The organism is Vreelandella halophytica (assembly GCF_968193635.1).
Genome location: NZ_OZ309107.1, coordinates 2,612,539 through 2,637,031, shown reverse-complemented (window position 1 = coordinate 2,637,031; position 24,493 = coordinate 2,612,539). Strand labels below are relative to the sequence as shown.

The 24,493-nt window shown below is 60.9% G+C and carries 24 protein-coding genes; 16 read left to right on the top strand and 8 right to left on the bottom strand.

The genetic code is table 11. From position 1 onward, the window contains the following. The first annotated feature begins 174 nt into the window (after positions 1–174). A complete protein-coding gene (locus ACWHXT_RS12200) occupies positions 175–1,674 on the top strand; it encodes a CoA-acylating methylmalonate-semialdehyde dehydrogenase (RefSeq protein WP_447956032.1) in 1,500 nt (499 codons plus the stop codon). Between the two features lie 68 nt (positions 1,675–1,742). On the opposite strand, the gene ACWHXT_RS12195 is transcribed toward ACWHXT_RS12200, so the two are convergent. Continuing rightward, complete coding sequence (locus ACWHXT_RS12195; protein WP_447926571.1) at positions 1,743–2,429, bottom strand: hypothetical protein; 687 nt, start codon at positions 2,427–2,429, stop codon at positions 1,743–1,745. Positions 2,430–2,595: 166 nt separating this feature from the next. Between ACWHXT_RS12195 and corA the strand changes: the two genes are divergently transcribed. The 3 genes from corA (at position 2,596) to ACWHXT_RS12180 (ending at position 5,918) form a co-directional block, all read left to right on the top strand. Continuing rightward, the gene (corA, locus tag ACWHXT_RS12190) at positions 2,596–3,564 is read left to right on the top strand and encodes a magnesium/cobalt transporter CorA (protein WP_447956031.1); all 969 of its coding nucleotides are present in this window, start codon (positions 2,596–2,598) and stop codon (positions 3,562–3,564) included. Between the two features lie 112 nt (positions 3,565–3,676). After that, positions 3,677–4,849: an alcohol dehydrogenase catalytic domain-containing protein gene (locus ACWHXT_RS12185; RefSeq protein WP_447956030.1), complete on the top strand. Its 1,173-nt coding sequence runs from the start codon at positions 3,677–3,679 to the stop codon at positions 4,847–4,849. A 22-nt stretch (positions 4,850–4,871) separates the two neighbouring features. After that, on the top strand, positions 4,872–5,918 hold the full coding sequence (locus tag ACWHXT_RS12180) for a proline racemase family protein (protein ID WP_447956029.1): 1,047 nt from the start codon (positions 4,872–4,874) through the stop codon (positions 5,916–5,918). Between the two features lie 172 nt (positions 5,919–6,090). On the opposite strand, the gene arfB is transcribed toward ACWHXT_RS12180, so the two are convergent. Next, positions 6,091–6,504 carry an alternative ribosome rescue aminoacyl-tRNA hydrolase ArfB gene (gene arfB / locus ACWHXT_RS12175; protein ID WP_447893888.1) on the bottom strand — a complete coding sequence of 138 codons (414 nt, stop codon included), beginning with the start codon at positions 6,502–6,504 and terminating at the stop codon, positions 6,091–6,093. A 9-nt stretch (positions 6,505–6,513) separates the two neighbouring features. Continuing rightward, positions 6,514–7,461 carry a D-2-hydroxyacid dehydrogenase family protein gene (locus ACWHXT_RS12170; protein ID WP_447926567.1) on the bottom strand — a complete coding sequence of 316 codons (948 nt, stop codon included), beginning with the start codon at positions 7,459–7,461 and terminating at the stop codon, positions 6,514–6,516. Between the two features lie 162 nt (positions 7,462–7,623). On the opposite strand from ACWHXT_RS12170, the gene ACWHXT_RS12165 reads away from it, so the two are divergent. The 5 genes from ACWHXT_RS12165 (at position 7,624) to ACWHXT_RS12145 (ending at position 12,107) form a co-directional block, all read left to right on the top strand. Further along, complete coding sequence (locus tag ACWHXT_RS12165; RefSeq protein ID WP_447956028.1) at positions 7,624–8,238, top strand: flavin reductase family protein; 615 nt, start codon at positions 7,624–7,626, stop codon at positions 8,236–8,238. A 237-nt stretch (positions 8,239–8,475) separates the two neighbouring features. Further along, positions 8,476–10,515: a methyl-accepting chemotaxis protein gene (locus tag ACWHXT_RS12160; RefSeq protein ID WP_447926565.1), complete on the top strand. Its 2,040-nt coding sequence runs from the start codon at positions 8,476–8,478 to the stop codon at positions 10,513–10,515. Between the two features lie 80 nt (positions 10,516–10,595). Further along, positions 10,596–11,222, top strand: a complete 627-nt coding sequence (locus ACWHXT_RS12155; RefSeq protein ID WP_447956027.1) for an SDR family oxidoreductase — start codon at positions 10,596–10,598, stop codon at positions 11,220–11,222. Positions 11,223–11,230: 8 nt separating this feature from the next. Next, a complete protein-coding gene (locus tag ACWHXT_RS12150) occupies positions 11,231–11,704 on the top strand; it encodes a metallophosphoesterase family protein (RefSeq protein ID WP_447956026.1) in 474 nt (157 codons plus the stop codon). A gap of 64 nt (positions 11,705–11,768) precedes the next feature. Continuing rightward, complete coding sequence (locus ACWHXT_RS12145; protein ID WP_447956025.1) at positions 11,769–12,107, top strand: hypothetical protein; 339 nt, start codon at positions 11,769–11,771, stop codon at positions 12,105–12,107. On the opposite strand, the gene ACWHXT_RS12140 is transcribed toward ACWHXT_RS12145, so the two are convergent. Further along, positions 12,104–12,340, bottom strand: a complete 237-nt coding sequence (locus ACWHXT_RS12140; protein ID WP_447926561.1) for a DUF3820 family protein — start codon at positions 12,338–12,340, stop codon at positions 12,104–12,106. The genes ACWHXT_RS12145 and ACWHXT_RS12140 overlap by 4 nt on opposite strands. A 262-nt stretch (positions 12,341–12,602) precedes the next feature. On the opposite strand from ACWHXT_RS12140, the gene ACWHXT_RS12135 reads away from it, so the two are divergent. After that, the gene (locus tag ACWHXT_RS12135; protein WP_106373480.1) at positions 12,603–13,028 is read left to right on the top strand and encodes a VOC family protein; all 426 of its coding nucleotides are present in this window, start codon (positions 12,603–12,605) and stop codon (positions 13,026–13,028) included. 33 nt (positions 13,029–13,061) lie between these two features. Here ACWHXT_RS12135 and ACWHXT_RS12130 read toward each other — a convergent pair whose 3' ends face one another. Further along, positions 13,062–13,955 (bottom strand): AraC family transcriptional regulator N-terminal domain-containing protein, encoded by an 894-nt coding sequence (locus tag ACWHXT_RS12130; protein WP_447529422.1) that lies wholly within the window; start codon positions 13,953–13,955, stop codon positions 13,062–13,064. Between the two features lie 173 nt (positions 13,956–14,128). On the opposite strand from ACWHXT_RS12130, the gene ACWHXT_RS12125 reads away from it, so the two are divergent. After that, positions 14,129–15,190 carry an NAD(P)-dependent alcohol dehydrogenase gene (locus ACWHXT_RS12125; protein WP_447893879.1) on the top strand — a complete coding sequence of 354 codons (1,062 nt, stop codon included), beginning with the start codon at positions 14,129–14,131 and terminating at the stop codon, positions 15,188–15,190. A gap of 83 nt (positions 15,191–15,273) precedes the next feature. On the opposite strand, the gene ACWHXT_RS12120 is transcribed toward ACWHXT_RS12125, so the two are convergent. Further along, a complete protein-coding gene (locus ACWHXT_RS12120) occupies positions 15,274–16,062 on the bottom strand; it encodes a class I SAM-dependent methyltransferase (RefSeq protein WP_447956024.1) in 789 nt (262 codons plus the stop codon). Positions 16,063–16,246: 184 nt separating this feature from the next. Between ACWHXT_RS12120 and nfsA the strand changes: the two genes are divergently transcribed. Then, a complete protein-coding gene (gene nfsA / locus ACWHXT_RS12115) occupies positions 16,247–16,984 on the top strand; it encodes an oxygen-insensitive NADPH nitroreductase (protein WP_447926559.1) in 738 nt (245 codons plus the stop codon). Between the two features lie 32 nt (positions 16,985–17,016). Here nfsA and ACWHXT_RS12110 read toward each other — a convergent pair whose 3' ends face one another. Together ACWHXT_RS12110 and ACWHXT_RS12105 are read right to left on the bottom strand one after the other, a co-directional pair. Then, positions 17,017–19,827, bottom strand: a complete 2,811-nt coding sequence (locus ACWHXT_RS12110) for an EAL domain-containing protein (protein ID WP_447956023.1) — start codon at positions 19,825–19,827, stop codon at positions 17,017–17,019. Between the two features lie 154 nt (positions 19,828–19,981). Beyond that, positions 19,982–20,473: a hypothetical protein gene (locus ACWHXT_RS12105; protein ID WP_447956022.1), complete on the bottom strand. Its 492-nt coding sequence runs from the start codon at positions 20,471–20,473 to the stop codon at positions 19,982–19,984. A gap of 342 nt (positions 20,474–20,815) precedes the next feature. Here ACWHXT_RS12105 and ACWHXT_RS12100 point away from each other — a divergent pair, with 342 nt between their 5' ends. The 4 genes from ACWHXT_RS12100 (at position 20,816) to ACWHXT_RS12085 (ending at position 24,470) form a co-directional block, all read left to right on the top strand. Then, positions 20,816–21,082 carry a DksA/TraR family C4-type zinc finger protein gene (locus ACWHXT_RS12100; RefSeq protein WP_447956021.1) on the top strand — a complete coding sequence of 89 codons (267 nt, stop codon included), beginning with the start codon at positions 20,816–20,818 and terminating at the stop codon, positions 21,080–21,082. A gap of 101 nt (positions 21,083–21,183) precedes the next feature. After that, the gene (locus ACWHXT_RS12095) at positions 21,184–22,785 is read left to right on the top strand and encodes a PQQ-dependent sugar dehydrogenase (protein ID WP_447956020.1); all 1,602 of its coding nucleotides are present in this window, start codon (positions 21,184–21,186) and stop codon (positions 22,783–22,785) included. Positions 22,786–22,950: 165 nt separating this feature from the next. Continuing rightward, positions 22,951–23,994 (top strand): SDR family oxidoreductase, encoded by a 1,044-nt coding sequence (locus ACWHXT_RS12090; protein ID WP_447926556.1) that lies wholly within the window; start codon positions 22,951–22,953, stop codon positions 23,992–23,994. Between the two features lie 71 nt (positions 23,995–24,065). Then, positions 24,066–24,470, top strand: coding sequence for a hypothetical protein (locus ACWHXT_RS12085; RefSeq protein ID WP_447956019.1), 405 nt, complete (start codon positions 24,066–24,068; stop codon positions 24,468–24,470). Positions 24,471–24,493: the final 23 nt, after the last annotated feature.

Here is a 24,493-nt window from a genome sequence, read left to right as displayed (position 1 = left end):
GCATTAGTGGCACAGCGCCCAAGCGCCAATTGACGTTTACGTTAACTTGCTGCTATATCTTGGCGGCAATACCTGCCCGGGTAGGCGGCGATAGCATCGGCATAACGATAAAAACGTTCACACTGGTGCGGGCGCCCTCAATAAAGCAATAACAACAGCATCAGGAGAAACGCCGTGGCTCTACGCGAGATTCCTCTTTTTATCGACGGTCAGGCCGTCACCTCGCAAAGCGGGGAGTGGCGCGATGTGATCAACCCGGCCACCCAGGAGGTCGTTGCCCGCGTGCCCTTTTGCACCCCGGAAGAGGTCGAGCGCGCCATTCAAAGCGCCCAGGCAGCGTTTAAGCAGTGGCGCAAGGTGCCCTTGAACAAGCGCATGCGCATCATGATGGCGCTGGCGGCGCTGATTCGCGAGCATACCGGCGAACTGGCCGCGCTGATTACCGAGGAGCACGGCAAAACCCTGCCGGATGCCGAAGGCGAAGTAGGTCGCGGGCTCGAAGTGGTCGAGCACGCCTGCTCGATCACTTCGCTGCAGCTTGGCGAACTGGCCGAAAACGCGGCCAATGACGTGGATGTGTATACCCTGCACCAGCCCCTGGGCGTTGGCGCAGGCATCACGGCGTTCAATTTTCCGATCATGTTGCCGTGCTTCATGTTTCCGCTAGCAATCGCCACGGGCAATACCTTCGTGTTGAAGCCTTCGGAGCAGGACCCGAGCGCTACTCTACGCCTGGTCGAACTTGCCCACCAGGCGGGTATTCCGCCCGGTGTATTGAACGTGGTGCACGGGGGCCCGGAGGTCGCCAACCAGTTGGCGGATCACCCGAGCATCAAGGCGCTTTCGTTCATCGGCTCGTCTCACGTGGGGTCGCTTTTGTACCAGCGCGCCGCTGCGGCGGGCAAACGCATGCAGGCGATGATGGGCGCCAAGAACCACTGCGTCGTGATGCCGGACGCCAACCGCAGCCAGGCGATCAATAGCCTCTTGGGGTCGGCCTTTGGCGCGGCGGGCCAGCGCTGTATGGCCAACTCTGTCCTGGTGCTGGTGGGCGAGGCACAAACCTGGCTCGAGGATATCATCCAGGGCGCGCAAAACATGCGCGTGGGCCCCGGCACCCAGCGCGATGCGGACCTGGGCCCGCTGGTTTCCCCCCAGGCCAAAGCGCGGGTGGAAGCACTCATCGAGCAGGGTGTCAATGAGGGGGCTACTCTCGAACTCGACGGGCGTGGTTACACGGTCGCGGGCTACCCGGAAGGCAACTTCGTTGGCCCCACGCTTTTCAGCGGCGTGACCACGACCATGCGCATCTATCAGGAGGAAATTTTCGGCCCGGTGCTATGCGTGGTGAACGTGGCGACCCTCGATGAGGCCATCGCGTTGATCAACGCTAACCCCAACGGCAACGGCACTTCGATTTTCACCAGCGCCGGGTGGGTGGCCCGGCGCTTCGAATCTGATATCGACGTGGGCCAGATCGGCATCAACGTGCCCATTCCGGTGCCGGTGGCCTATTTCAGCTTTACCGGCTCGCGCGGCTCCAAACTTGGCGACCTGGGGCCCAACGGCAAGCAGGCGATTGCCTTCTGGACGCAGACCAAAACCGTCACCGCCCGCTGGTTCGAGCCGGAAAACGTCTCCGCCGGCATCAACAGCACGATCTCGCTGAGCTAGCGCTCACCCTCGAAACGTATCGGCGCGGGGCCGCGCCGATACGAGATCGAACCATCGTTGAAGACGTCTTAACGCTCCAAAAGCGGCAGACTTTGCTCGAACAGCTGCTCGATCGGGCCGAGCTGGCTTTCGTGCAGGATCAACAGCGTTTTACCGCCACCGCGCTGTTCGCTAAGCGGGGTGAGCAGCGCGAATTCGCCTTCTTCGAGGTGAAATTCGTGAATCTCCCGCAGCCCTTCAGCGGTCTCACAAAGCGAGCAGCGGTAGGTGTCGTCCTCGCCGTAGACCAGGCGGTGGTACATCTTGAACTGGGTATAGAGCGCAAGGCCGCCTTCGAAAGCGGGCCAGCGCGCCGGCGTTGCCTGAATGTCGTCGTCGAGCGCGACCCCCTTGGCCACGGCGTTGGCGATGGCCTCCGAGAGAGGCCTGGCCAGCAGCGCGCCTTCGTTTGAAGGCTGGGGCGTGCTTTGGCGCGACTGCCCGAAGCCACTGGCCGCGGCGCGAAAGTCTTCGAGCGAGGCAAGCGGGTAATCGATGTGTTCCAGGTCATTGGGTTCACAGCCGCCGTTTTCCCAACCGTGTACGATCCTGAGCGTCACCTGGCCGCGGGTCATCGGCCGACCCAGCAGCATATAGAGCGCGACCTTGATATGCAGCTCGCGCTCGGGGGTGTTGTTCTCGAAAGCTTGATAGGGCGCGGCAAACAGACCGTGCAACCGTCCGTTAACGTGTTCTTTGGCTTCGGTGAAGGTCATGATGTTTTCCTCAAGGGCACGGTTTCCTCTAAAAGTATGGCTTTTTAGCCGCAATAGCATTAATTATCGCATCTATCCGTTAACGCCTGGATTCAACGTAGGCTAAAGTTATCAGCCTTTACGCCGGGTTATGGCACTTCTTAACGTTTTTTCAGGATGCAAAGCGATGATTCGCAGTATGTTGACAGCGCCGGACGGCACGTTTCAGACCGGCGGCGAGGAGCTCTTCGCGCAGTGGCAGCAAAACCCGGAGAGCCACATCTGGATCGACCTGCAGGGCGAAACGCAGGATACCGAGCGCACGCTGCTCGAGCGCTTCGAGTGCCATCCGCTGGCCATTCAGGATGCCCACAAGGAGCGCCACCCGCCCAAGATCGAAGAGTTCGAGCAGCATACGCTGATCATCTACCGGGGTATTTCCTCTTTCGATGCCGAGCTCAACTTCATCCCGCAGCAGATCGCGTTTTTTATCGGTGAACGCTTTCTGATCACGCTGCACCCGGGCGAGGCAATGAGCGTCGAGCGGCTTTTCAACGCCCAGGGCCAAGCGCTTTTGGCGCAGTCGCCGGAGCGCGCCGCGCTCAGAGTCATGTACACCTCGGCGGGGTTTTATAGCGACAGCCTGCTGGAGTTCGAAACCGCGCTGAGCGACCTGGAAGACGAGCTTTTGGACAACGGCAACGATGTGCTGATGCGTAAAATCATTACCTACCGGTCCCGATTGGTCAAAATGCGCCGTATTTTCAGCTACCACAAGGGCATTACCCAGGAGCTGACCGCCTACGACTACGAGCACCTGCCGCGGGATCAAAGCGAAACCCTGCACGCGATCAACGACGTGGCCGAGCGCTTCGAGCGCCTTTATAGCCTGACCCAGATGTACTACGAGATCTGCGGCGACCTGGTCGATGGCTACATCTCGATCTCTTCACACCAGCTGAACATCACCATGCGCGTGCTCACGGTGATTACCGCGATTTTCGTACCGCTGACCTTTATTGCCGGTATCTACGGCATGAACTTCGAGGTCATGCCAGAGCTTGGCTGGCGCTACGGTTACTTCTTCGTGTGGGGCGCCATGCTTGGCATCGCGGGCGTGTTGATTTGGCTGTTTAAACGCAAGGGGTGGTTTTAACCGCGGCGAAAGATTCGGCGCGGGGGGGATTGAGGGGGCCTTTAAATTTGATAGGGTCTTTTAAACCCACTCAGACCTTGACGGGTTTGAACTCAACCACAGGAGGCCGTTTATGGCCGATGTGCGCTCCGTTTCGGATACCATGGCCGCCATGCTGCTGACCGGCCACGGCGATGTCGATAAGCTCGAGTATCGAGAGGACGTCGCCACGCCCGCGCCGGGCCCGGGTCAGGTACTGGTCAGGGTCACCGCGACCGCCAAAAACAATACCGACCGCAAGGCCCGCGAAGGGCTCTACCCGACCAAAGGCAAGGAGGAAGTGACCTCCTTTGCGATGGGCGGTGCGCCGACCCTTGGCTTTCCGCGTATTCAGGGCGCGGACGTGGCCGGGCGGGTCGTCGCGGTGGGCGAGGGCGTCGATGCTTCGCGCATCGGTGAGCGTGGGCTTTTGGATTTCAACCTCTACGCCGATGAGCGCGGGGATATCAACCTGACCCCGGACTACTACGGCCACGGCGCCGACGGTGGCTTCGCCGAGTACGTCGCGCTGCCCTCGGATCAGTTCTACCACATCCCCAACGAAAAACTTGGCGACGCCGAGCTTGCCTCGATGGGCATGTGCTCGTATCAAACCGCTTATCACATGATGACCGCCGCCAACGTGCGCGCGGGGGAGCGCGTGCTGGTCAGCGGCGCCAGCGGCGGCGTGGGCACCGCGCTGATCCAGCTTTGCCGCATCGTCGGGGCGATTCCCTTTGCGGTGAGCCAGCCGGACAAAGCGGATGCGCTGATCGCGCTCGGTGCCGAGGCGGTGATCGACCGGGGCGATCTTGCAAGCTTCGTCGAGCGTGTGCTCGAGGCCACCCAGGGGGCGAACATCGATGCGGTCATGGACCTGGTGGGCGGGCAGATGACCGATCTCTTCATCGACACCATGATTGGCGATATGCAGGCGCGCACGGCCTACCCGCGGCTGTCGATTGCCGGCGCCAGCGGCGGCAACGTCAGTGAAATCATGTGGACGCGTATTTATCTCTACCAGGTACAGATCTTCGGCGTCTCCCACGGAACGCGCGAAGAGGCGGCGCAGCTGATGGCGTGGATCAAAAGCGGTGAGCTCAAGCCCGTACTGCACGCGGCGTTCAAGCTCTCCAGACTTCACGACGCCGAGCGCTACTTCATGAACCGCGCCAGTAGCTACCTGGGTAAGATCGTGATCGTCCCCGATGCCCAGTGGGAGGCTCACGGCGCGGCGTTCGCGCTCGAATCAAACGGAGCGTCGTGACCACTTGACCGGGAGCTTTGCCGTGAAAAAACGCCATACCATTGAACTGATGGACACCCACGCCGGCGGCGATGTCAGCCGCATCGTCACCGGCGGTATCGATGCGCTGCCAGGGATGAGCGTGCGCCAGCAAATGGAGTATTTGCGCGACGACGCCGATGGCTTGCGTCGGCTGCTGCTCGAGGAGCCCTACGGCATCCCTGAAATGTCGGTGGACCTGCTCGTGCCCGCGGTCCACCCGGAGGCGGTAGCGGGCTATATCATCATGGAGGTCATGGGGTATCCCATTTACTCGGGCTCCAACACGCTGTGTACGGCCACCGCGGTGCTCGAAAGCGGCCTGGTGGCCAAGCAGGAGGGGATTCAGCGCTTCAACCTGGAGGCCCCGGCGGGGCTCGTGCAGATCGAGGCGCGGGTGCATAACGGCGTGGTGGAATCCGTCACCTGCGGCGGCCTGCCAAGCTATATCGATACCTACCGCGAAAGCGTCGCGGTGCCGGGGATTGGCGAGGTCACCTACTCGATCGCCTATAGCGGCGGCTTCTACGCGCTGGTCGACGCCGAGGCGCTGGGCTTCAAGCTGGTCCGCGAGGAGGAGGCCGCGCTTGCCGCCTGCGCTTATAAAATCGTCGAGGCGATCAAGGCCAAGCGCGGCTTCTCCCACTACACCCTGGGGGATGTGGGGCCGCTGCCGTTTTTACACTTCATGGGGCCGGAAGAGCAGGTCGGCGAGGATTATATTCGCTCGCGCTCGACCACCTACGTCCACCCCGGCGTGATTTGTCGCAGTACCACGGGCACCGGCACCTCGGCCAGGCTTGCATTAATGCAGTACGAAGGGCGGCTCAACGTCGGGGACAAGCTCGAAACCATTTCACTTCGCGAAACCGGTTTCATCGGTACTTTTATCGGCACCCATCAGGAAGGCGCCTACCAGGTGGTGGAGAACACCATTACCGGGCGCAGCTACGTGCTGGCTACCTCGCAAATCGTGATTAACTGCGACGACCCTTTGGTCGCCTGCGGCGAGCTTCACCATATCTTGAGCGACCGCCACGGTGGCGAGTAGTGTTCGCTACACCGGCGCGACAGTGGGCTCCGGAGCAGCCCTACGCGGGGGCGCCATGAATACCTCCCTGTAGGCTACTTTCGCCATCCCTGGCGAAAGACCCCCGCTACGGGCAGCTCCTGAGCGCTGACGACGTGCTCGATCGATCATGGCTCAAAGAGCCGGGGCGTTACTAGGGCGACACCTTGCCTCGCAGCGATTTCACCGTGCCCTTGCGGGTTTTGTTGTCCACCCGCCGGCGCTTGGCGCCTTTGCTGGGTTTGGTCGGGCGGCGCGCCTTGCGCGGCGTGACCGCCTCCAGAATCAGCGCTTTGAGCCGCGCCAGCGCATCCTCTTTATTGAGCTCCAGAGTGCGATGGCTCTGGGCCTTGATGATGATGACGCCTTCCTTGCTGATCCGTTGATCGGAAAAGGCCATCAGCCGCTCCTTGTACCCCGCGGGCAGGGTGGAGCTCAAAATATCGAAGCGCAAATGCACCGCCGAGGCGACCTTGTTCACGTTCTGGCCGCCCGCGCCCTGGGCGCGGATCTGGCTGATCACGATTTCCCAGTCCGCCAGCGTCACGTTGTTGGAAATTTGAAGCATCGTTAGGGGTTATCCCGCCAGGTTGGTCACCGGTTGGTTGTCGATAAAGGCCAACAGATTGTCGAAGGCATCGTTAAAGTAGAGCTCGAAGCTGTCTTTTTCAACGTAGCCCAGGTGCGGCGTGGCGATGACGTTGGGCAGTTCGAAAAGCGGGTGCGAGGTGAGGGGCTCCTCGTCGAAGACGTCCAGAGCCGCGCGCCCGGGTCGGCCGGTTTTCAGGGCCGCCTCCAAAGCGCCCGGGGCAATCAGCCCCGCGCGGCTGGTGTTGACCAACAGTGCGCCGGGCTTCATGCGCGTTAGGTGCTCTTCGGTGACGATGTGTTGGGTCTTGTCGTTTAGACGAAGATGCAGGCTCACCACGTCGGCGCGCTCGAAAAGCGCCTGCTGGTTTTGCACCACGCCAAGCCCCGCGTCGATCGCGCGCTCCCGGCTGCCGGAGCGCCCCCACACCAACACTTTCATACCAAACGCCTGGGCGTAACGGCCGACCACGCTGCCGATACGGCCATAGCCAAAAATACCCAGCGTGCGCCCCTTGAGGCCCGTGCCCAGGGTGCGCTGCCAGCGCCCGGCCTTGAGGTTTTCCACCTCTTCGGGAATATGGCGCATCGCCGCCAGTATCAGCGCCCAGGTCAATTCCGCCGCGGCATCCGGCGAGCCCTTGCCGGCCATCACCGTGATTCCCTGGCGCTTGCAGGCCGCAATATCCACGTGCGCTGCGCCGCCACCGGTTTGGCTGATCACCTTGAGCTTTGGCAGCCGCTCGATGAGCGCCTGGGTCATCGGCGTGCGCTCGCGAATCAGTACCAGGGCGTCGGCGTCCTTGAAGCGCTCTACCTGGGCTTCGAGCTCGGTCACGGTGTCGTTGTAGATGGTCACCGTCAGTCCGTCGAGTTTTTGAAAGGCGCCCAAGTGGCGAACGCAGTCCTGGTAATCATCGGGTATCACTATATGCACGGGCGTCTTCCTTGAACTTTTGAATCGATAAACGTCTTTCACTATTAAAGCACAGACATCAGGCGGTATTGACCGCTACCCTTTAACCACTGTCGTTTTAAAACGTTTCAAATAATGCGGCCTTTAGCGGCCGGTCCACCGTCAGGCAAGAAGGAGAACGCCATGGCCCACTACGTGATGGAAGACAATGAACTTAGCGCGGGTACGATTTACCGGCTTTTCTCGGGCACGATCTGCCCGCGTCCGATCGCCTGGGTGGCCACCCGCGACGCCCAGGGGAGGGCCAATCTCGCACCGTTTTCGTTTTTCAACGTGGCAAGCGTCGATCCGCCGGTACTGGCGTTTGCGCCGCTGCTGGATGGCGAAGGCAAGGCCAAGGATACGGTGAACAACATCGAGGCGGTGGGCGAGTGCGTGGTGCACGTGGGCAGCGAGGATTTGATCGAGGCGCTCAACGCGACCAGCGCCACGCTCGACGCCCAGGAGGACGAGTTCACGCTTGCCGGGCTCGAAAAAGCCGACATGCCCGGAGTTAGCGTGGCGCGCATCAAGGAGGCCCCGGTCGCCTTTGGCTGCAAACGCTATGACGTAATTCGCTTTGGCGACAAGCCATTGGCAGGCTCGCTGGTGCTGGTGCAGGTAGTGAGCATTCACATCGACGAGCAGATATGGGATGGGCGCCATGTGGATATGGCAACGCTCAAACCCACCGGTCGGCTGGCCGGCAACGACTACGTGCGCATCACCGACCGTTTTGTGATCGAGCGGCCGAGCTAATCGAGAGAGGACTTTTTCTTGCACCCTTCGTTGTAAAATTCGCTTAAGTTTAACGAGCCTCGGCCGATAAGAGTAGCGCACTACGCCCGATGTCCATGAGGGGCAGCGAACGTGATGTCCAAACGATATGGCCACGCTCTTTATTTTAACTATAAGCGAACACGAAGAATGAAAAAGTCGTTAAGTATCCGCGCTATGCTGATTGGCCTTTTTACGGCGGCCGTGTTGGGGGCTTGTGTGCTCGCAACGACGGGCTGGTTCACCAACCAGCGCCTCGTCAACGCCCAGCATTATATTACCGGGGATGTATTGCCCCTTCAGGAAGCTAGCCGTCATCTGGTGCTGACATTGGGGGCCTTTGGTCAGCGCCACGCCGATATGCTGGCGGCGCAAAGCGCCGCGGGGCTGGGGGCGGTCACCTCACAGGACGTATTGAACGAGCGTTATCAGCGTGCCCGGGAAGACCTGTCGCGTCTCTCCCACGCAGACCAGGTGGCGCGTTTGGCGTCGCTGGATACAAGCTATGAAAAGCTGCTCGAAGGTGACAACGCACTGGATAGGGTGCGTCGGGACACGCTGAGCCTGCGCATTCGAATCGCAGCGCAAATCGACGAAATGGAGCAGCGCATCGACAGCGTCATCCAAAGCGCGCAAACCGTATCCGATCGTACGCTTTACACCCAGTCGCGCCGCGAGGCGGCCCAGCGCGATATGATGGAGGCCTGGCGAGAAGAGGGGACCACCTCCCTCCCGACCCAGCTTTTGGATGACTTGTACGCCCCCCGCGTCGATATCGGTAGGCTGAGCGGCGAGGCGCGAGTGGCCATTGCAAGACTTGCGGATTTAAGCCGTCAGATGCTGCATGCCAGTGACATCGAAGAGCTGATGGATCTGCGTAACTATGTCATCGTCCCCCAGGTAGCGCTGGCGCTTCAGTCGCTGGCGGCCATTGCCGAGGCGCCCAGTACCGAAGTGGAGCAACGCGCCGTCATCGCAGCGCTGGCCGACGAGATCACCGAACTCAACGAGCTGATGGTCGAAGACCCGGACTCGGTATACGCGTTGCGCGAAGCGCAGCTTGCGCTGGATGCACGCACCCAAGCGGCGCTTGCCGACACCACCACCGCCCTGGCGTCGATGCAGGATGATCTAAACGATATCAACAGCTACATCACCACCCAGGCCAGCGGTGCCGCCACCGCCGCCATGCGCCTGGCCGATACCGGGCGCACGCTATTGATATTGGTAACCCTGGGCGTCATTGCGCTACTGGCCATATTTGGCTGGCGCACGCTGGTTCGCGTACTGGGCCCATTGGTACTGATGCGCCGGCAAATGGAGACGATTGGTGGCGACGACGGAGAGCGTGCGGATCTTTCCAAACGTCTGGCGCTCAAGCATGACGACGAAGTCGGTAAGGCCGCGTTTGCCTTCAATCAAATGATGGATACGTTCGAAGCCATGGTGCGCCAGGTGCGCGAAAGCGCCGAAGACATTGCCCACAGCAGTGGCCAGATTGCCGGGGGCAATGAAAACCTGTCCGGGCGTACGGATCAGCAGGCAAGCTCACTGGCGCAGACGGCCTCGAGCGTGGAGCAGATGACCGCCACGGTGAAGCAGACGGCGGACTACGCCGAACAAGCGAAAAAGGCGAGCCATCACGTCGATCAGCGCGCCCGCGCCGCCGGCGGTGTGGCCAAACAAAGCGCCGAGGCGATGAGCGACATTCGCCATTCCAGCGAGCAGATTACGTCGATCGTCAAAGCGATCGACGATATTGCCTTTCAAACCAACCTGCTTGCCCTCAACGCATCGGTGGAAGCCGCGCGCGCCGGTGAGCAAGGACGCGGCTTTGCCGTGGTAGCACAGGAGGTGCGCAAGCTGGCCGGACGCAGTGCCGATGAGGCCGCGCAGATTCGCCATCTGGTCGATGACAGCGTCAAAAAAGTCAGCGAAGGCGAGCAGTTGGTTCACGCCTCGAGCAATCACCTGCAAGACATCATCGATAGTCTGGGCGAGGTGACGCATTACGTCAGCGATATCGCCAACGCCACCTCCGAGCAGTCCTCGGGTATCGAGCAGATCAACGAGGCGATCGCCCAGCTCGATCAGGTCACCCATCAAAACGCCAAACTGGTACAGGAGGCGACTCAGGCAAGCCAACGACTGGATGAGCGGGCCGGGGACATGCACGCTCTGATGAGCCGGTTCCAGGTCAGTGGCTACGCTGAAACCAAAACGCTACCCGCTAGCGAGAAAGCCCCGCAACTGGCTTGAGCGTCGACCCGGGGTTGAATTCGCCTGCCAGCGTCGGCATCTACTGCTGAACAGTTGAAGCGATACACAAGGAGTGAAGTATGACGACGCTCGTAGTCGGTGCCAACGGTCAAATCGGTAAGCAGTTTTGCGAACAGGCCCAGCAGGAGGGCGTAGCCGTCAAGGCGATGGTGCGCCGCGAAGAGCAGGCCGAGTGGTTCAAGGCCCGCGGTATCGAGGTCATCATCGGCGATCTCGAAGGCGAGATGGCCCATGCCTTCGAGGGCTGCAACGAGGTGGTCTTCACCGCCGGCTCGGGCCCGCACACCGGGCCGGACAAGACGCTGTTGATCGATTTATATGGCGCGATTCGCACGGCGGATATCGCCAAAGAGAAAGGCCTCGAGCGGTTTGTCATGGTCAGCGCGATCCGTGCCGAGCAGCCCCTCGAAGCGCCGGAGAAGATGCGCCCCTACATGGCGGCCAAGTTCGCCGCCGACCGGCATCTACAAAGCACCGGGTTGCCCTACGTGATTCTAAAACCCGGACCGTTGACCGATGACGCGCCGACGCATGGGTTTAGCGACTCGATGGAGGCGAGTGCAGGGGCGATCACCCGCGCGGACGTCGCCTACGCGCTTCTTCACGTGGTCAAAACCCCGGCGCTGAAAAACCAATCCGTGACGCTACTAAACGGCGAACGCTCCATCGACGCGCTGTTTAGCTAGCCGCTCGTATGAAACTCGACGCCCCCGTTGGCGTAATCGCCGACACCCACGGCCTGCTGCGCGACGAAGCGCTGACGCTTTTGGCAGGCTGTGGGGCGATTTTGCACCTGGGCGATGTGGGTAATAAGCCCGAAGACGCTTTGATCCTCGACCGGCTCGAAGCGCTCGCCCCGCTTTACACGGTCAGGGGCAATATCGATACCGCGGACTGGTGTGAAAAACTGCCCGCCACGCAAACGCTGCTCGTCAACGGCTGGCGGCTGCACCTGGTGCATCGGCTCGCGGACTTCGACGAGGCGGTTGCCTGCGATGTAGTCCTTCATGGCCACTCGCACAAACCGCGCAACGAATGGCAAGGCGATAGGCTTTTGTTCAACCCGGGAGCGGCGGGCAAGCGCCGTTTCAAACTGCCGTTGACGCTTGGCAAGCTTTGGCTTGGCGAGCGTCGTATCCAGCGCGCTATTATCCATCTACCTTTGTAGCGCTTGCCCGGTAGACCACCGGCCAAGCACTTCAAAACGGGTGCTTGAAAACGAGAAGAGAGCGATGCCCCCACCCACTTCGCTTGCCTGCGCCGTTCGAACGCTGCTGGCGAGCGCCCCTGAAAGCCAATTGCCGTTCACCTACCAGCAGGTTGCAGAGCAGTTAGGCCTTACCCCACCACGCACCATTGCAAGAGTGACCCAAGCGCTCGAGGAGCTAATGCGTGAGGATGCGGCGGCAAAGCGGCCGTTTATCGCCGCGCTGGTGGTCAGCCGGCGCGACGCTATACCGGCGACGGGGTTTTTCGAGCTGGCCACCACCCTTGAGCGCTTTCCTCACGACCCCGCCCGCCAACGCGCCGCCTACCAGGCGGAATACGCTAAAGCACTCGCTACGCGCTAATGCTTGCGAGCATGCCCTGGGGGAGAGCGGCGTAGCGGGTCGAGCAGCCCGCTCAAGCCATTGTGATCGATTTCGTGCATCAGTTGGAGAAGCTGGCCAATCTCGCCCGAAGGAAAGCCTTCACGTGCAAACCAGTTAAGGTACGGCCCTGGCAGGTCGGCAATGAGCCAGCCGTGGTGTTTGCCGAACGGCATCGTGTAGGTCACCAGCTTTTCAAGATCGTCGGGGTTCACGGTCAGCCTTTCTCACTTATTGATAGTCGTCGAAGACCAATGGCGTTAGGCATTGGTCGATAATCAGCGCGTCTGGATACCAGGCGCTTCCGCGTCTGGGCCATTTATTCTTCCTGTCAAAAGCCTTCGAATAGAGTGTTTTTCGAATCGGGCCCAAAAATATGATTTTGTTTTCGTAAAAAGCCGCCTAGCATGGCTTCAAAGCGGCACGTTAGCCAAACGACCCTCGCCAAGTAGTGGCGTAATATTCAAGGAGTTTGCCATGAGTCTTTCCCCGTTTCACCTTGCCATTCCCGTCTACGATGTGGCGCTGGCGCGTGCGTTTTATAACGACGTGTTCGGCCTGGAGGAGGGTCGCTCCAGCGAGAACTGGGTCGACTTCAACTTCTTTGGCCACCAACTGGTCATTCACGGCCATCCCAAAACGCCGGGCCAGGAGAGCGCGCACACCAACCCGGTCGACGGTCACGACGTGCCGGTGCCGCACTTCGGCGTGCTTTTGGAGTGGGACGAATGGGAGGCGCTGGCCGAGCGGCTGAAAGCGCAGGGCATCGAGTTCGTGATCGAACCCTACGTACGCTTCAAAGGCCAGGTCGGCGAGCAGGCGACGATGTTCTTGCTCGACCCCTGCGGTAACGCCCTCGAGTTCAAGGCGTTCAAGGACAAGAGCCAGATATTCGCCAAATAAGCCGCTATTCGATGTAGCACTGGGCGTCGGGGGTTAAACCCCCGGCGCCTTTTCGCGTTGGCGGTGCTGTAGAGGTGGGTGACCAAAATAGCGCTTGTAGTCGCGGCTGAACTGGGCGGCGCTGCGGTAGCCCACCGCCAGCGCCGTCTGGTTCACGTTATGGCTTTGCTGGGTGAGAAGCTGCTGCGCCTTGAGCAGGCGCAGGCGCTTTATGTACTGCACCGGGGATGCCCGGGTTATCTGCTTGAAGTGCAGGTGAAACGCGGAGCTACTCATGTTTACCTGGCGGGCCAGCGCCTCGACGCTGACTTCCTCGGCAAAGTGGTCGTGCAACCTGGCCAGTACCTGCACGATACGCGCGTAGTGGCCGTGCCCCTGAACCAGCGCGCGCAGCGCCGGGCCCTGTTCGCCCTTGAGCGCCTCGTAGACGACGTCGCGAATGCGCGCCGCGCCCATGGCGCTGCACGCTTCGCTTTCGTGCAGGGTGTCGATCAACCGCGCCACCGCGCCTTGCATGGCGGCGTTCATGGCGACGGATGCCATGGGGCGCGGGGCGGCGTTTTGCGGCGCACAGCCGCCCATGGCGGTGACGAGCTCCCCCAGTAGCGCTGGGTCGAGCTTGATCGAAATGCCCAGCAGCGGCGCCTGGGGGCTGGCGTCGGTTTCGCACTCGAAGGGCAGCGGTAGGGTTTGCACCAAGTACTGGCCCGGGTCGTAGTGGATTTCCCGGTCACCCAGGTAGCCGGTTTTTCGCCCCTGGGCAATGATGATCAGGCTGGGTTCGTACATGAGCGGCGTGCGCGCTTGGCGGCGCGGCAGATAGAGCAGCGAGACCTGGTCGAGCAGCGAGGCATTGAAGCCTTCGTGGCGTACCAGCGGCTCGATGAGCCGAGCAAGCGGGCTCGATGGGGCAGAAGAGGTCACCATGGGCGGGTTCCAAAAGGCCGTTTAACGAGGATTGTGCCATTTTTGCACGGTTTTTTGTTACTTGATTGCAGGGTTTTGGAGAAAAAGGCAAAAACGGTGGAGCTTCCTTCATCGCAAGATGGCCCAATAGGGTCAATAATGAAGGTACTTTCATTCGACCACTCGGAGCGTTTATGACCCAGGCACACTCCTATGCCGCTTTTGCCGCCGATAAGCCGCTGGCCCCGTTTAGTTTTGAGCGCCGCGAACCGCGCCCGGACGACGTCGCCATCGAAATTCTCTACTGCGGCGTTTGCCACAGCGACCTGCACTTCGCCCGTAACGATTGGGGTATGAGCCAGTATCCGGTCGTGCCCGGCCACGAAATCGTGGGCCGCGTGACGGCGGTGGGCGACAAGGTCAGCCGCTTCAAACAAGGCGACCTGGTCGGTGTGGGCTGCATGGTCGATTCTTGCCGCAGCTGCAGCGCCTGTAAGGATGGCGTCGAGCAGTACTGCCTGGAAGGCTTCACCATGACCTATGGTAGCGAAGACCGCCAGGACGGTACCGTAACCCAGGGTGGCTACTCCGATTCCATCGTGGTGAGCGAACACTTCGTACTGCAAATGCCCGACGGCATCGATCTTGCCTCCGCCGCGCCGCTTTTGTGCGCCGGTATCACCACCTACTCGCCGCTCAAGCACCACGGCGTAGGTAAAGGGCACAAGGTCGGTGTCATCGGCATGGGCGGTTTGGGCCACATGGGTGTGAAACTGGCCAAAGCGCTGGGCGCCGAAGTCACGCTCTTTACCCGCTCGAGCGCCAAGATAGAAGAAGCCAAGCGCAATGGTGCCGACCACGTCGTGGTTTCAAGCGATCAAGAGCAGATGGACGCGGTGGCGGAAACCTTCGACTTCATGCTCGATACCGTGCCGGTCCAGCACGACCTGAACCCTTACCTGACCTCGCTCAAGTACGACGGCACGCACATCATCGTGGGTCTGCTGGAGCCGATCGAGCCCGCTATCGAAGCGTTCAATCTGGTGTTCAAGCGCCGTGTCGTGGCCGGCTCTTTGATCGGTGGCATCGCCGAAACCGAAGAGTTCTTGAAGCTGTGTGCCGACCAGGGCATCACCTGCGATATCGAGATGCTCGACATCAACGCGATCAACGAAGGCTTCGAGCGTATGGAAAAAGGTGACGTGCGCTACCGTTTCGTGATCGACATGGCTACCTTGAAAGGCGATAAGGCCTGATTGCTCCCGCGTTGACACGTAGCTGATATCCACCGCCCACCTCGTGTGGGCGGTTTTTTACGTAGCGTTTTGCAAAACGCTTTTTAAGCCTCAGGCAGGTGGGCGACGACGCGCAGGCGCACATAGTCGGCGCTCCAGTGGCCCTGGCCGTCGCTCAAACTATGAGAAAGAAGATTCAGGGTGTTATCCACCACGGTGTTCTTCATGTTCTCATCGAGGCCGTGCAGAAAGGGCCCGGCAAAGGTGTCGAGCCAGCCGGTCATGCCGGTGGGCAGCGGCGTGGGGCGGGCTACCAGTTCGATGCTATCGACCTTGAAGCCGACGGTTTCGAGCAGGTGGGTATACTCCTGGGCGGTAGGGAAATACCAGGGATGGCGGCCCCGGGCGCTGATGCCACGAAACTGGAGCGCTGCGATCAGCGCGGTGCAAATCGCGGCGATGTTACCGTGACCACCAAACTCGGCCACGAAACGCCCGCCAGGTTTCAGCGCGCGCTTGATGCAAGCCAGCACCGTTTGCGGGTCGAGCATCCAGTGCAGAACGGCGTTGCTGAATACCGCATCGAACTCTTGATCGAAGGGGAGCTGGTAGCCGTCGATGTGCCTGGCATCGAGACCGCGCTGACGGGCGGCTTCGACCATTTCTTCGGCGGCGTCCACGCCGACGACGTCGGCACCCAGCTGGCTGATACGCTCGGTCAAGGCGCCGTCGCCGCAGCCAAGGTCGAGAATACGCTCGCCAGGCCTGGCGGCCAGAAGATCCAGCACGTCGTTGCCAAGCGCCGGCACGAAGCTTGCGTGCTCGGCGTAATCCTGGGCATTCCAGCGCTGGCCCGGGCCTTGCTGATGTTGATCTTCAAAGGTATCGGACATGGTGGGCTTCCGAGCGTAAAAAGAGAAAGTGTGTTCCAAGCACAGTATAGTCCGCTACCGGCGGCGTGATGAGCAAGCAATTAACGCTACCTTGCTCTATTTTTGCTACGTTATGGCCTCACTGTAGGATGGGATTTCTACTGTAGAAGGCCGATTTTCGAATTCGTATCCGCATCGAGGAAGTATGAACGACACGATCAAGTTAATGACGTCTCACCGCTCGATTCGCAAGTTTCGCGATCAGTCGATCTCCCGGGAGCTTTTGGTCGAGCTGATCGAAGCGGGCCAGGGCGCGGCGACCTCCAGCCACGTGCAGGCGTACAGCATCATTCACGTTAAGGCGCCGGAAAACCGCGAAAAGCTCGCAGAGCTTGCCGGTGGGCAGCCTTATATCCACCAGGCGTCGACGTTTTTGGTCTTCTGTGCCGATATGAAACGGCCCACCGAAGCCGCCGAGCGTACCGGGGCGAAAGTCGTCCGTGGCATGACCGAACAGCTACTGGTGTCCACCGTGGATGCCGCGCTGGTCGCACAAAACGTGGCCGTCGCTGCGGAGTCGGAAGGCCTGGGCATCTGCTATATCGGTGGCTTGCGCAATAATCCCGCCGCGGTCAGCGAGCTTTTACGCCTGCCCGAGCACGTCTACCCGGTGTTTGGCATGTGCATCGGCTATCCCGAGCCGGATCAGATCCCCGAGGTGAAGCCGCGTCTGCCCGTCGAAGCGGTGCTCAAGGAAGACTACTACAGCGAAGACCGCGACCAGGTCGAGGCGTTCGATGAGACCATGAAGGCGTACTACCAGGCGCGTAGCAGTGCCAACAAGGACACCGATTGGTCGCACAATCTGACGCCGCTGTTCGATACCAAGCTGCGCGCCCATATGCGCGAATTTCTCATCGAGCGCGGTTTCGAAATGAAGTAACACCCTGGCCTCGGCCCCGCCATGGCCGGCGCTCAGGTTGGCGACAAGTCATTCAATAGGGTGGCCAGCGGTATCGGCTTGCCCAGGTGAAAGCCCTGGGCGTAGTGGATGCCGTGGGCCTGCAAAAGTGGAAGCAGTGCCGGCTGGTCGACGAATTCCGCAATGGTCTGCTTGCCAAAGCCTTTGGCGATATCGGCAATGGCTTTGACGATGGTTTGGCTGTCCGGGTTGGTCAGCAGGTTGCGGATGAAGGAGCCGTCGATCTTGATGTAGTCCACCGGTAGCTGCCCCAGGTAGTGGAAGCTGCTAAAACCGACGCCGAAGTCGTCCAGCGCCGTTTTACAGCCCAGTTCGCGAAGCTTTTGAAGCACGTTATGAGCAGCCGAAAAATCGGTGATCGCAGCGGTTTCGGTGACTTCCAATATCAGGTGGCAGGGGTCGACCCGGTGGGTGTGCAGCTCCTCGGTCAAGTACTGGCTCAGCTCCTGGTCGTGAAGCGACTGGCCGGAGAGGTTGAGCGCCAGCGAAATGCCGTGGGCTTGAAGCGTGCCAAGCGCTTTCAGGCTGTGATGAATCACCCACCGGTCCAACTGGGTGATCAGCCCGCTTTGCTCGGCGATAGGGATGAAGTGCGCGGGCAGCACGAGGCTATTATTGGCGCCGCGCATCCGCAGAAGCGCTTCATAGTGCTTAACGGAATGATCCGCCAGGCACACGATGGGTTGCACCCAGATATCGAACGCGTCGTTGTCCAGGGCCTGGCGAAGCCGCTCGACCCAGTACACCCGCTCTTGAAGTTCGCCCCGGGCGTCGTCCGCGGTCGAGAGTACGTACCAGTGGGGGTCGCCGCGCTCCTTGGCTTTGTACATGGCGATATCGGCGCTGGCTAAAAGATCGGCCGGCGTACTGCCGTGCAAGGGGGAGAGCGCAATCCCCACGCTTGCGCCAATATGGTGCTTGCGCCCGGCGGCGTTGAAATCGATGGCGTTGATGAGCTGGATGACATACTCGGCCACACGGATCGCCTGTTCGCTCGAAATATCGCTCATCAGCAGCGCAAACTCGTCGCCGCCCAGGCGCGCAATGGTACTGCGCTGACCCAGGTTGGCGCTAAGCGTAAAGGCGACTTTCCTGAGCAGCCGGTCACCGACGTGGTGGCCGCTGAGCTCGTTGATCTCCTTGAAGCGGTTCAGGTCGAGCAGTAAAACGGCGACCTCGGCGTGCTCCTCGAGCGCTTTTACAAGGGCCTCGTAAAAGTAACGCCGGTTGTGAAGCTCGGTCGTGGTATCGCGTTCGGCAAGCCACACCAGGCGCGCCTCGGCGGCCTTGCGCTGGGTAATATCCAACCCCACGGTAATAAACGCCAGGGCCCCGTCGGCGGCGTGCTGAAGCGGCGCGTGATACCAAGCAACGGTAGTACGACGCTTGTCGAGCGCTTCAAACGTGCTCTCTTCAGGCCCCGGCCGCTCATCGCTGCCCGCTGGGCTTGGATGAGCGCGCTCCAAAACCGGGGCCGGCATCGGCTCGGGCTGATTGAACACCGCGTTGAAATGCCGGCCGATCAGTGCCCCTTCCTGGCAGCCCAGGGCCTCGTGGGTAAAACTGTTGGCCAGACGGATATAGCCCTGGCGGTCCTGGCCGACAATGAAGACTTGAGCGGTATTGAGCAGGCTATTGACGAAATCGCGTTCGCAGGCGAGTTCGTCCACACGTACGCAGAGCTCGTCGCTGCGCTCTTTTACATCGTTTTCCAACGCCTGTAGCTGCAGCGCCAGCGCCCGCGTTGCCTCTTCCAACACGTCGATCTCGTTGCGCCAGCGCGCGGGGGCGGGTAACAGCATGCCCTGCACGTTTTCGAACTCGCCGCGGGCCAGCGAAGGGAGCAAATGCGCCACGTGGCGAAGCCTGCCCATCGGTCCGAGCAAGATGATCAGCAGTAAAAGCTCCGCCAGTACCCAACCGATAACGCCGACCAGCAGCAGGGTTTGGGTCGCGGTTCGAATGGAGGCTATCTGTAGTGACGTGTCGGCGACCAGTAAAAAGTAGCCTGTACTGCGCCAGTCACCGTCGTCCTGCATATAGACCGCGCTGACTTCCAGGTGACGGTTATCGTGCTCGACGCTGTAGGGGGCATTCACCAGCCGGTAGATAGGGACTTTTTTCGCAACGCTTTCGATGACGGGCAGGGCCTGCTCCAAATGGGTCATGGCGATAACGCGGCCCTCCCATTCGGGAATGTTACGCGCCGGCGCTGCGTTTTGGGTCTCCGCGCCGCCGGTCACCATTAGTGCGAGGTCGCTGCCCGATACCGCTTTGACTTCGCGCATTACGTCGGCCAAATCCCGGGAAAAGATCACCACGCCGCTGCTTTGCCCCTCCAGCAGTACCGGCACCGCCGCAAATTGCTGGCACGTCAGCGCGCAGCGAAGCCGGGTCAGTGGCGCTTCCATGGTGAGGACGTCATTGATCCAGCGCCGAGCGGGGAAGATCGGCGCTTCGTCTCCCACGCCGAAGTGAAGTACCTGGTCCCCCAATCGATCGAAGACGAAAACATTGTCCACGCCGCCTTCAAGCTGCAGCGTTGGCCATTGGGCGCTCAACAGCGCGCGCAGCTGGCTTTCGCTGCCGCTTTCTAGCGCCGCGCCAAGCTCGGGTGCGGCCGCCGCCAGCCCCGTTAGCTGACGCAGACTATTGCTCGAGCGCTGCATGGCCAGGTGTATCTCGCGCTGCTGGCGCTCGTGCTGCTCCTGGCGTGCGGATTCCAACTGGCGGGTCAAGTAGTGTTGCCCAAGCCATACAAAAAGCGCCATCAATGCCAGCAGCAAAAGGCTGCTAAGAGCCACTACCCGCCATGTCAAACTTAACCAGCGGGGCGCTCGCCGAGGTACCGTAGGCTGCATGAATTGTCGTTTCCCGGTAACCAACGCCTAGGCGTCGTGAAAAATGTCACAAGAGCGTATCCCGTGTTGGCTTGCCGTGCGCGCCTGGAAGGCGGTGTTAATCGATGGAAATAACGTGAACCGTGTCATCCACACAGCGTCGTTCGAGATAGCCAAGTGCGCCCGGCGTCGTGGCCAGTTTTTCACGCATTTCGGGTAAATCGCGCACGCGGTGGGGCGCTGCTCCCATACCTGAAAACGCGACCCGATCCCAGGCAAGCTGGAGCTGATGCGGATAAACATCCAGCCACTCTTTAGCGAAGCGCGTGTGCGCCGGGTGGCGGTTAGGCAGCACGAACACCTGAACCACGCGCCCATCCGGCCAGGTTTGCTGGCGCAGGGAAAAGAGGGCGCGAACGCCATCGCGGCTTAGGCTGGAAGTGCTCACCCCGGGATGCGTCACCAGCAGTATATCTTCGGATGCCCGGGTTTGAGCGTGGACATCGCTTAAACATAGCCAAAGCGCCAAAAACAGCGCGATGCCCGCAGCACTCGTCACCCCGTTTTTCAAGAAAGGCGTGATCACGCCATAAATCGGTTGAAAGCGCATTTCATGCATCGCTCGGCAAACCTTTGGGATGCCCCCTTGGGCGGCATACATCCACGCATTCGCGCGTCAGCAACGTTGGACATGGTGCCCTCCAAAACACTTTTTATTAACGATTGATTATTAAGCTTATAGGCTTTTACGTATGACGAAAATAGACGAATGTGTATTAAGCTAATGCCGACTTGCGATAGGGCGTACCCCTTTATGGGCGTGAACCGCGAGCGGGCGCCGCCCCATCCGCTTGCATGAGTTTAAAGCGCAGATCGCTGGCGGGCGCTACACTAAAAAAGAATCGATACCGCCGCGCCTTGAGTGCGGCGACCATGACAAAGGAGAGTCACCATGGCCGGTGGATGGGCAAAAGATGGCGCCGAGCAAGAGCAAATCGAGAGCACACTGGAAGATGGTGTCGAGCGGGCGCGAAGCCAACTACCGAGCGGCGAGAGCAACACGCACTGCGAGGAGTGTCTCGAACCGATTCCCGAGCCGCGGCGCAAGGCCCTGCCCGGCGTCAAGCTTTGCATCGCCTGCCAAGCCGCCGAGGATAAAAAGGCCACCAGTGCCAGCGGCTACAACCGCCGCGGCAGTAAGGATAGCCAGTTACGTTAGCCCGCTGCGTTGACCCGGCGTATTAAAAACCTGCGACGATTGCGCTAGTGTAAAAGACCATCTCTCGCGTGGCGCCCGCCACGCCCTGAAAGGCCCTTACCATGCGCAAAAGACCTACCTGGTCCCGTATTCTCATCCATTTCGCCATCGCGCTGCTGGCGGGTATTGTGTTGGGCAGCGTTATCCAAACTCAAATCAATCTAGCGGCGCTTGGGCACATGGGCGTCGACATATCCGCTTTCCGGCGCGGGATGACGACACTTTGGGACCTGGTGACCTTTTCGCCGGTGTATGCGCTGTTGTTTTCCGTCGGGTTCATCGTCTCCCAAAGCGTGGCGCTTTTTACCTCCCGGCTGCTGTGGGCCGGCCGCTACCGGCTGCTGCTTTGCCCGTTGCTGGCGATTACGGCGCTGTTCATTACCTTCCATTTGGTGAACTATTTTGCGCCGATGCCCACCCTCATAGCCGCGACCCGCACAACGCTTGGCTTCGTCGCCATGCTCTCGAGCGCGGGGTTTGCCGGGCTGGTACTGGCACTGTTGCGCGGGCGCGGCCATTACCACCGCCACGCGGCGCAAGCGGCTAAAACGGCGGCGATCCTTTTAACCTCCACAAGCCCTGTGCTGGCTACGCCGCCGCCGGCGCTGGCCCAAAGCGCCACACCGGCCTACCAGTTGGAGACCCTCACCGAAGGCCTGGAGCATCCCTGGTCGCTGGCCTTTTTACCCGATGGCTACATGCTGGTGACCGAACGCCCCGGTCGTCTGCGGCTTTTAACCCCGGAGGGGGAACTCCTGTCCGCTATCGAGAATGTCCCGGCGGTATACGCCGCCGGCCAATCCGGGCTTTTCGACGTGCTGCTTTCGCCCCGCTTTGGCCAGGATCGAACGCTTTTTCTAAGCTACGCCTGTGGCGAGGAGGAGGCCAACCACACCTGCCTTGCCCGCGCCCGCCTGGAAGGTGAAACGCTGGAGCCGGTGGAGGAGATTTTTCGCGTAAGCCCCGCCAAACGCGGCGCTGCCCACTTTGGCGGGCGCCTGGCCTGGCTTGCCGATGACACGCTCATTTTGACCCTGGGCGATGGGTTCGACTACCGCGAGCAGGCGCAAAACAACGCCAATCATATCGGCACGATCGTGCGTTTGAATCGCGACGGCAGCGTCCCGGCGGACAACCCGTTCGTGAATGATAAAAGCGTCCGCCCGGAAATCTACAGTTTTGGCCACCGTAACGTTCAGGGCCTGGTGGTCGACCGCGATAACCGCATCATCACCCACGAACACGGGCCGCGCGGCGGTGACGAGATCAACATCATCGCCCCCGGCGCCAATTACGGCTGGCCGATCGCCACCACGGGGCTCGACTACACCGGCGCCCGGGTCACGCCGTTTACCGAGTATCCCGGCACCGAGTCACCGCTTCTCGAGTGGACGCCTTCGATTGCGCCGTCGGGCATGACCCGCTACGACGGCGAACTGTTCCCCGAGTGGCAGGGCGACTTGCTGGTCGGCGCGCTGGTGGACCAACAAGTGCGCCGCGTTACGCTCTCCGATGATGCCAGCGAAGCCGACGATGTCGAAGGCCTGTTTGGCGAGCTCGACGAGCGCATCCGCGATGTCCGTACCGGCCCGGACGGCGCGATTTATCTACTCACCGATAGCCCCCAGGGGCGCCTTGTTCGCGTAACGCCCGCCGCACCTTGATACCTGGGCCGCTGGGGTCACACCGCTCTCGCCGCGCGGCCCATCCACTCTGGGTGAGTTTGTGATTTCCTCGATCAAGACTAAAGTCAATAGAGTGCCTGTACGAACGGGACCGCGCTCGAGTTACGCAATCGGGCCGCAATGACTTTGGACAAGGAGGTTACGATGAAGCCTATCAACACGTTCGACCCGACACGGCGTAAAGTGGTTGGCGGCCTGGCCACCGGGGTCGCCGCAGCCATGGCCACGCCCGCCTTTGGTCAGTCATCGACTGCTTCAAGTCAGTCCCGCGCGGGGTCCAACGGGGGCGAAGGCGCAAGCGAAGCGCTCAAAATGCAGGACCCCACCAGCCAGTACCCGGCACCGCCGTTTCCCGAACAGCCACAGGAGTGGCCGGGCCTGGCAAGCGAAATGGAGCCGCGCCCGGACCACGGTGAAGAGAGCTACCGGGGCAGCGGCCGCCTGGAAGGGCGCCGGGCGCTGATTACCGGCGGGGACTCCGGTATCGGACGCGCCGCCGCCATTGCCTACGCCCGGGAAGGCGCTGACGTGGCGATCAACTATCTCGAAGCGGAGGAGTCCGACGCGCGCGAAGTGATCGAGCTGATCGAGGCGGAAGGGCGCACGGCGGTGGCGATTCCCGGCGACATTCAAAGCGAGGCATTCTGCCGGGAGCTGGTCGAGACCGCGGTGGAGCGCCTGGGCGGGCTGGATATTCTGGTCAACAACGCCGCGCGTCAGCAGTGGAAGCCGTCGATCACCGATATCTCCCACGACGACTTCGACGCCACCATGAAGACGAACCTCTACGCCATGTACTGGATCACCCAGGCGGCGATGGAGCATCTGGAAGCGGGGGCGGCGATCATCAACACCTCCTCGGTGGTGGCCTACGACCCGCCCAAGGTACTGCTCGACTACTCCATGACCAAGGCGGCGATCATCGCCTTCACCAAAGGCCTGGCCAAACAGGTCGCCGAGCAGGGCATTCGCGTCAACGCCGTAGCACCGGGCCCGTTCTGGACACCGCTGCAGCCCAGCGGCGGCCAGCCGGACGACGCGGTGCAGAACTTCGGCGAAGACACACCCTTCGGCCGCCCCGGCCAGCCAGCGGAGCTTGCCGGGGTGTACGTGCTGCTCGCCTCCCAGGAATCGAGCTTCACCACCGGGCACGTGTATGGCGCGGCAGGGGGCAGTGGTCAGCCCTGATACTGGCTCGGCCTGCGGGGGATGATGGTATATAATGAGCCGCTTAATTATATCCACCCGCAGGCTGCTCGATGGTCCAGATTGTTTATTCCCACCACACCGATGATCGCGAGTTCGTTCATCGCCGGATTACTACCGACCGCTTCGAGACAGCGAGCGACATCATCGATGAGTACCCCTATCAGCGCGAAGCCGAAATGTTCGAGGAGCTGGGCGAAGGGGGCGGTTTGGAGTTCCTGCTGGGCGATCTCAAGGGCCAGCACGCGCACTACCATTTCATTCCCGTCGAGGCGGACAAGGGCATTCTCGATCTTTCCATCGTCGCTAAAAAAGGCGTTTTCAATCTTCTGGGCCGTCAGGCGCTGATCCGACACTTCTATCTCGTGACGCCCGATACCGCCAAAACGCATATTCAGGAGCTCTTCGAGCACTCCGTCGAATTTCTGTATGAAAAGCACCGGCCCTTCAAAAGCTGATCAAGGCTTTTATCTTCAAGATA

What these genes read in the sequence shown, in the direction of transcription:
- ACWHXT_RS12195 (WP_447926571.1), bottom strand. Translation starts at nt 2,429, where the DNA reads ATGACCTTCACCGAAGCCAAAGAACACGTTAACGGACGGTTGCACGGT.
- corA (WP_447956031.1), top strand. Translation starts at nt 2,596, where the DNA reads ATGATTCGCAGTATGTTGACAGCGCCGGACGGCACGTTTCAGACCGGC.
- ACWHXT_RS12185 (WP_447956030.1), top strand. Translation starts at nt 3,677, where the DNA reads ATGGCCGATGTGCGCTCCGTTTCGGATACCATGGCCGCCATGCTGCTG.
- arfB (WP_447893888.1), bottom strand. Translation starts at nt 6,504, where the DNA reads ATGCTTCAAATTTCCAACAACGTGACGCTGGCGGACTGGGAAATCGTG.
- ACWHXT_RS12165 (WP_447956028.1), top strand. Translation starts at nt 7,624, where the DNA reads ATGGCCCACTACGTGATGGAAGACAATGAACTTAGCGCGGGTACGATT.
- ACWHXT_RS12155 (WP_447956027.1), top strand. Translation starts at nt 10,596, where the DNA reads ATGACGACGCTCGTAGTCGGTGCCAACGGTCAAATCGGTAAGCAGTTT.
- ACWHXT_RS12150 (WP_447956026.1), top strand. Translation starts at nt 11,231, where the DNA reads ATGAAACTCGACGCCCCCGTTGGCGTAATCGCCGACACCCACGGCCTG.
- ACWHXT_RS12145 (WP_447956025.1), top strand. Translation starts at nt 11,769, where the DNA reads ATGCCCCCACCCACTTCGCTTGCCTGCGCCGTTCGAACGCTGCTGGCG.
- ACWHXT_RS12135 (WP_106373480.1), top strand. Translation starts at nt 12,603, where the DNA reads ATGAGTCTTTCCCCGTTTCACCTTGCCATTCCCGTCTACGATGTGGCG.
- ACWHXT_RS12130 (WP_447529422.1), bottom strand. Translation starts at nt 13,955, where the DNA reads ATGGTGACCTCTTCTGCCCCATCGAGCCCGCTTGCTCGGCTCATCGAG.
- ACWHXT_RS12125 (WP_447893879.1), top strand. Translation starts at nt 14,129, where the DNA reads ATGACCCAGGCACACTCCTATGCCGCTTTTGCCGCCGATAAGCCGCTG.
- ACWHXT_RS12120 (WP_447956024.1), bottom strand. Translation starts at nt 16,062, where the DNA reads ATGTCCGATACCTTTGAAGATCAACATCAGCAAGGCCCGGGCCAGCGC.
- nfsA (WP_447926559.1), top strand. Translation starts at nt 16,247, where the DNA reads ATGAACGACACGATCAAGTTAATGACGTCTCACCGCTCGATTCGCAAG.
- ACWHXT_RS12105 (WP_447956022.1), bottom strand. Translation starts at nt 20,473, where the DNA reads ATGCGCTTTCAACCGATTTATGGCGTGATCACGCCTTTCTTGAAAAAC.
- ACWHXT_RS12100 (WP_447956021.1), top strand. Translation starts at nt 20,816, where the DNA reads ATGGCCGGTGGATGGGCAAAAGATGGCGCCGAGCAAGAGCAAATCGAG.
- ACWHXT_RS12095 (WP_447956020.1), top strand. Translation starts at nt 21,184, where the DNA reads ATGCGCAAAAGACCTACCTGGTCCCGTATTCTCATCCATTTCGCCATC.
- ACWHXT_RS12090 (WP_447926556.1), top strand. Translation starts at nt 22,951, where the DNA reads ATGAAGCCTATCAACACGTTCGACCCGACACGGCGTAAAGTGGTTGGC.
- ACWHXT_RS12085 (WP_447956019.1), top strand. Translation starts at nt 24,066, where the DNA reads ATGGTCCAGATTGTTTATTCCCACCACACCGATGATCGCGAGTTCGTT.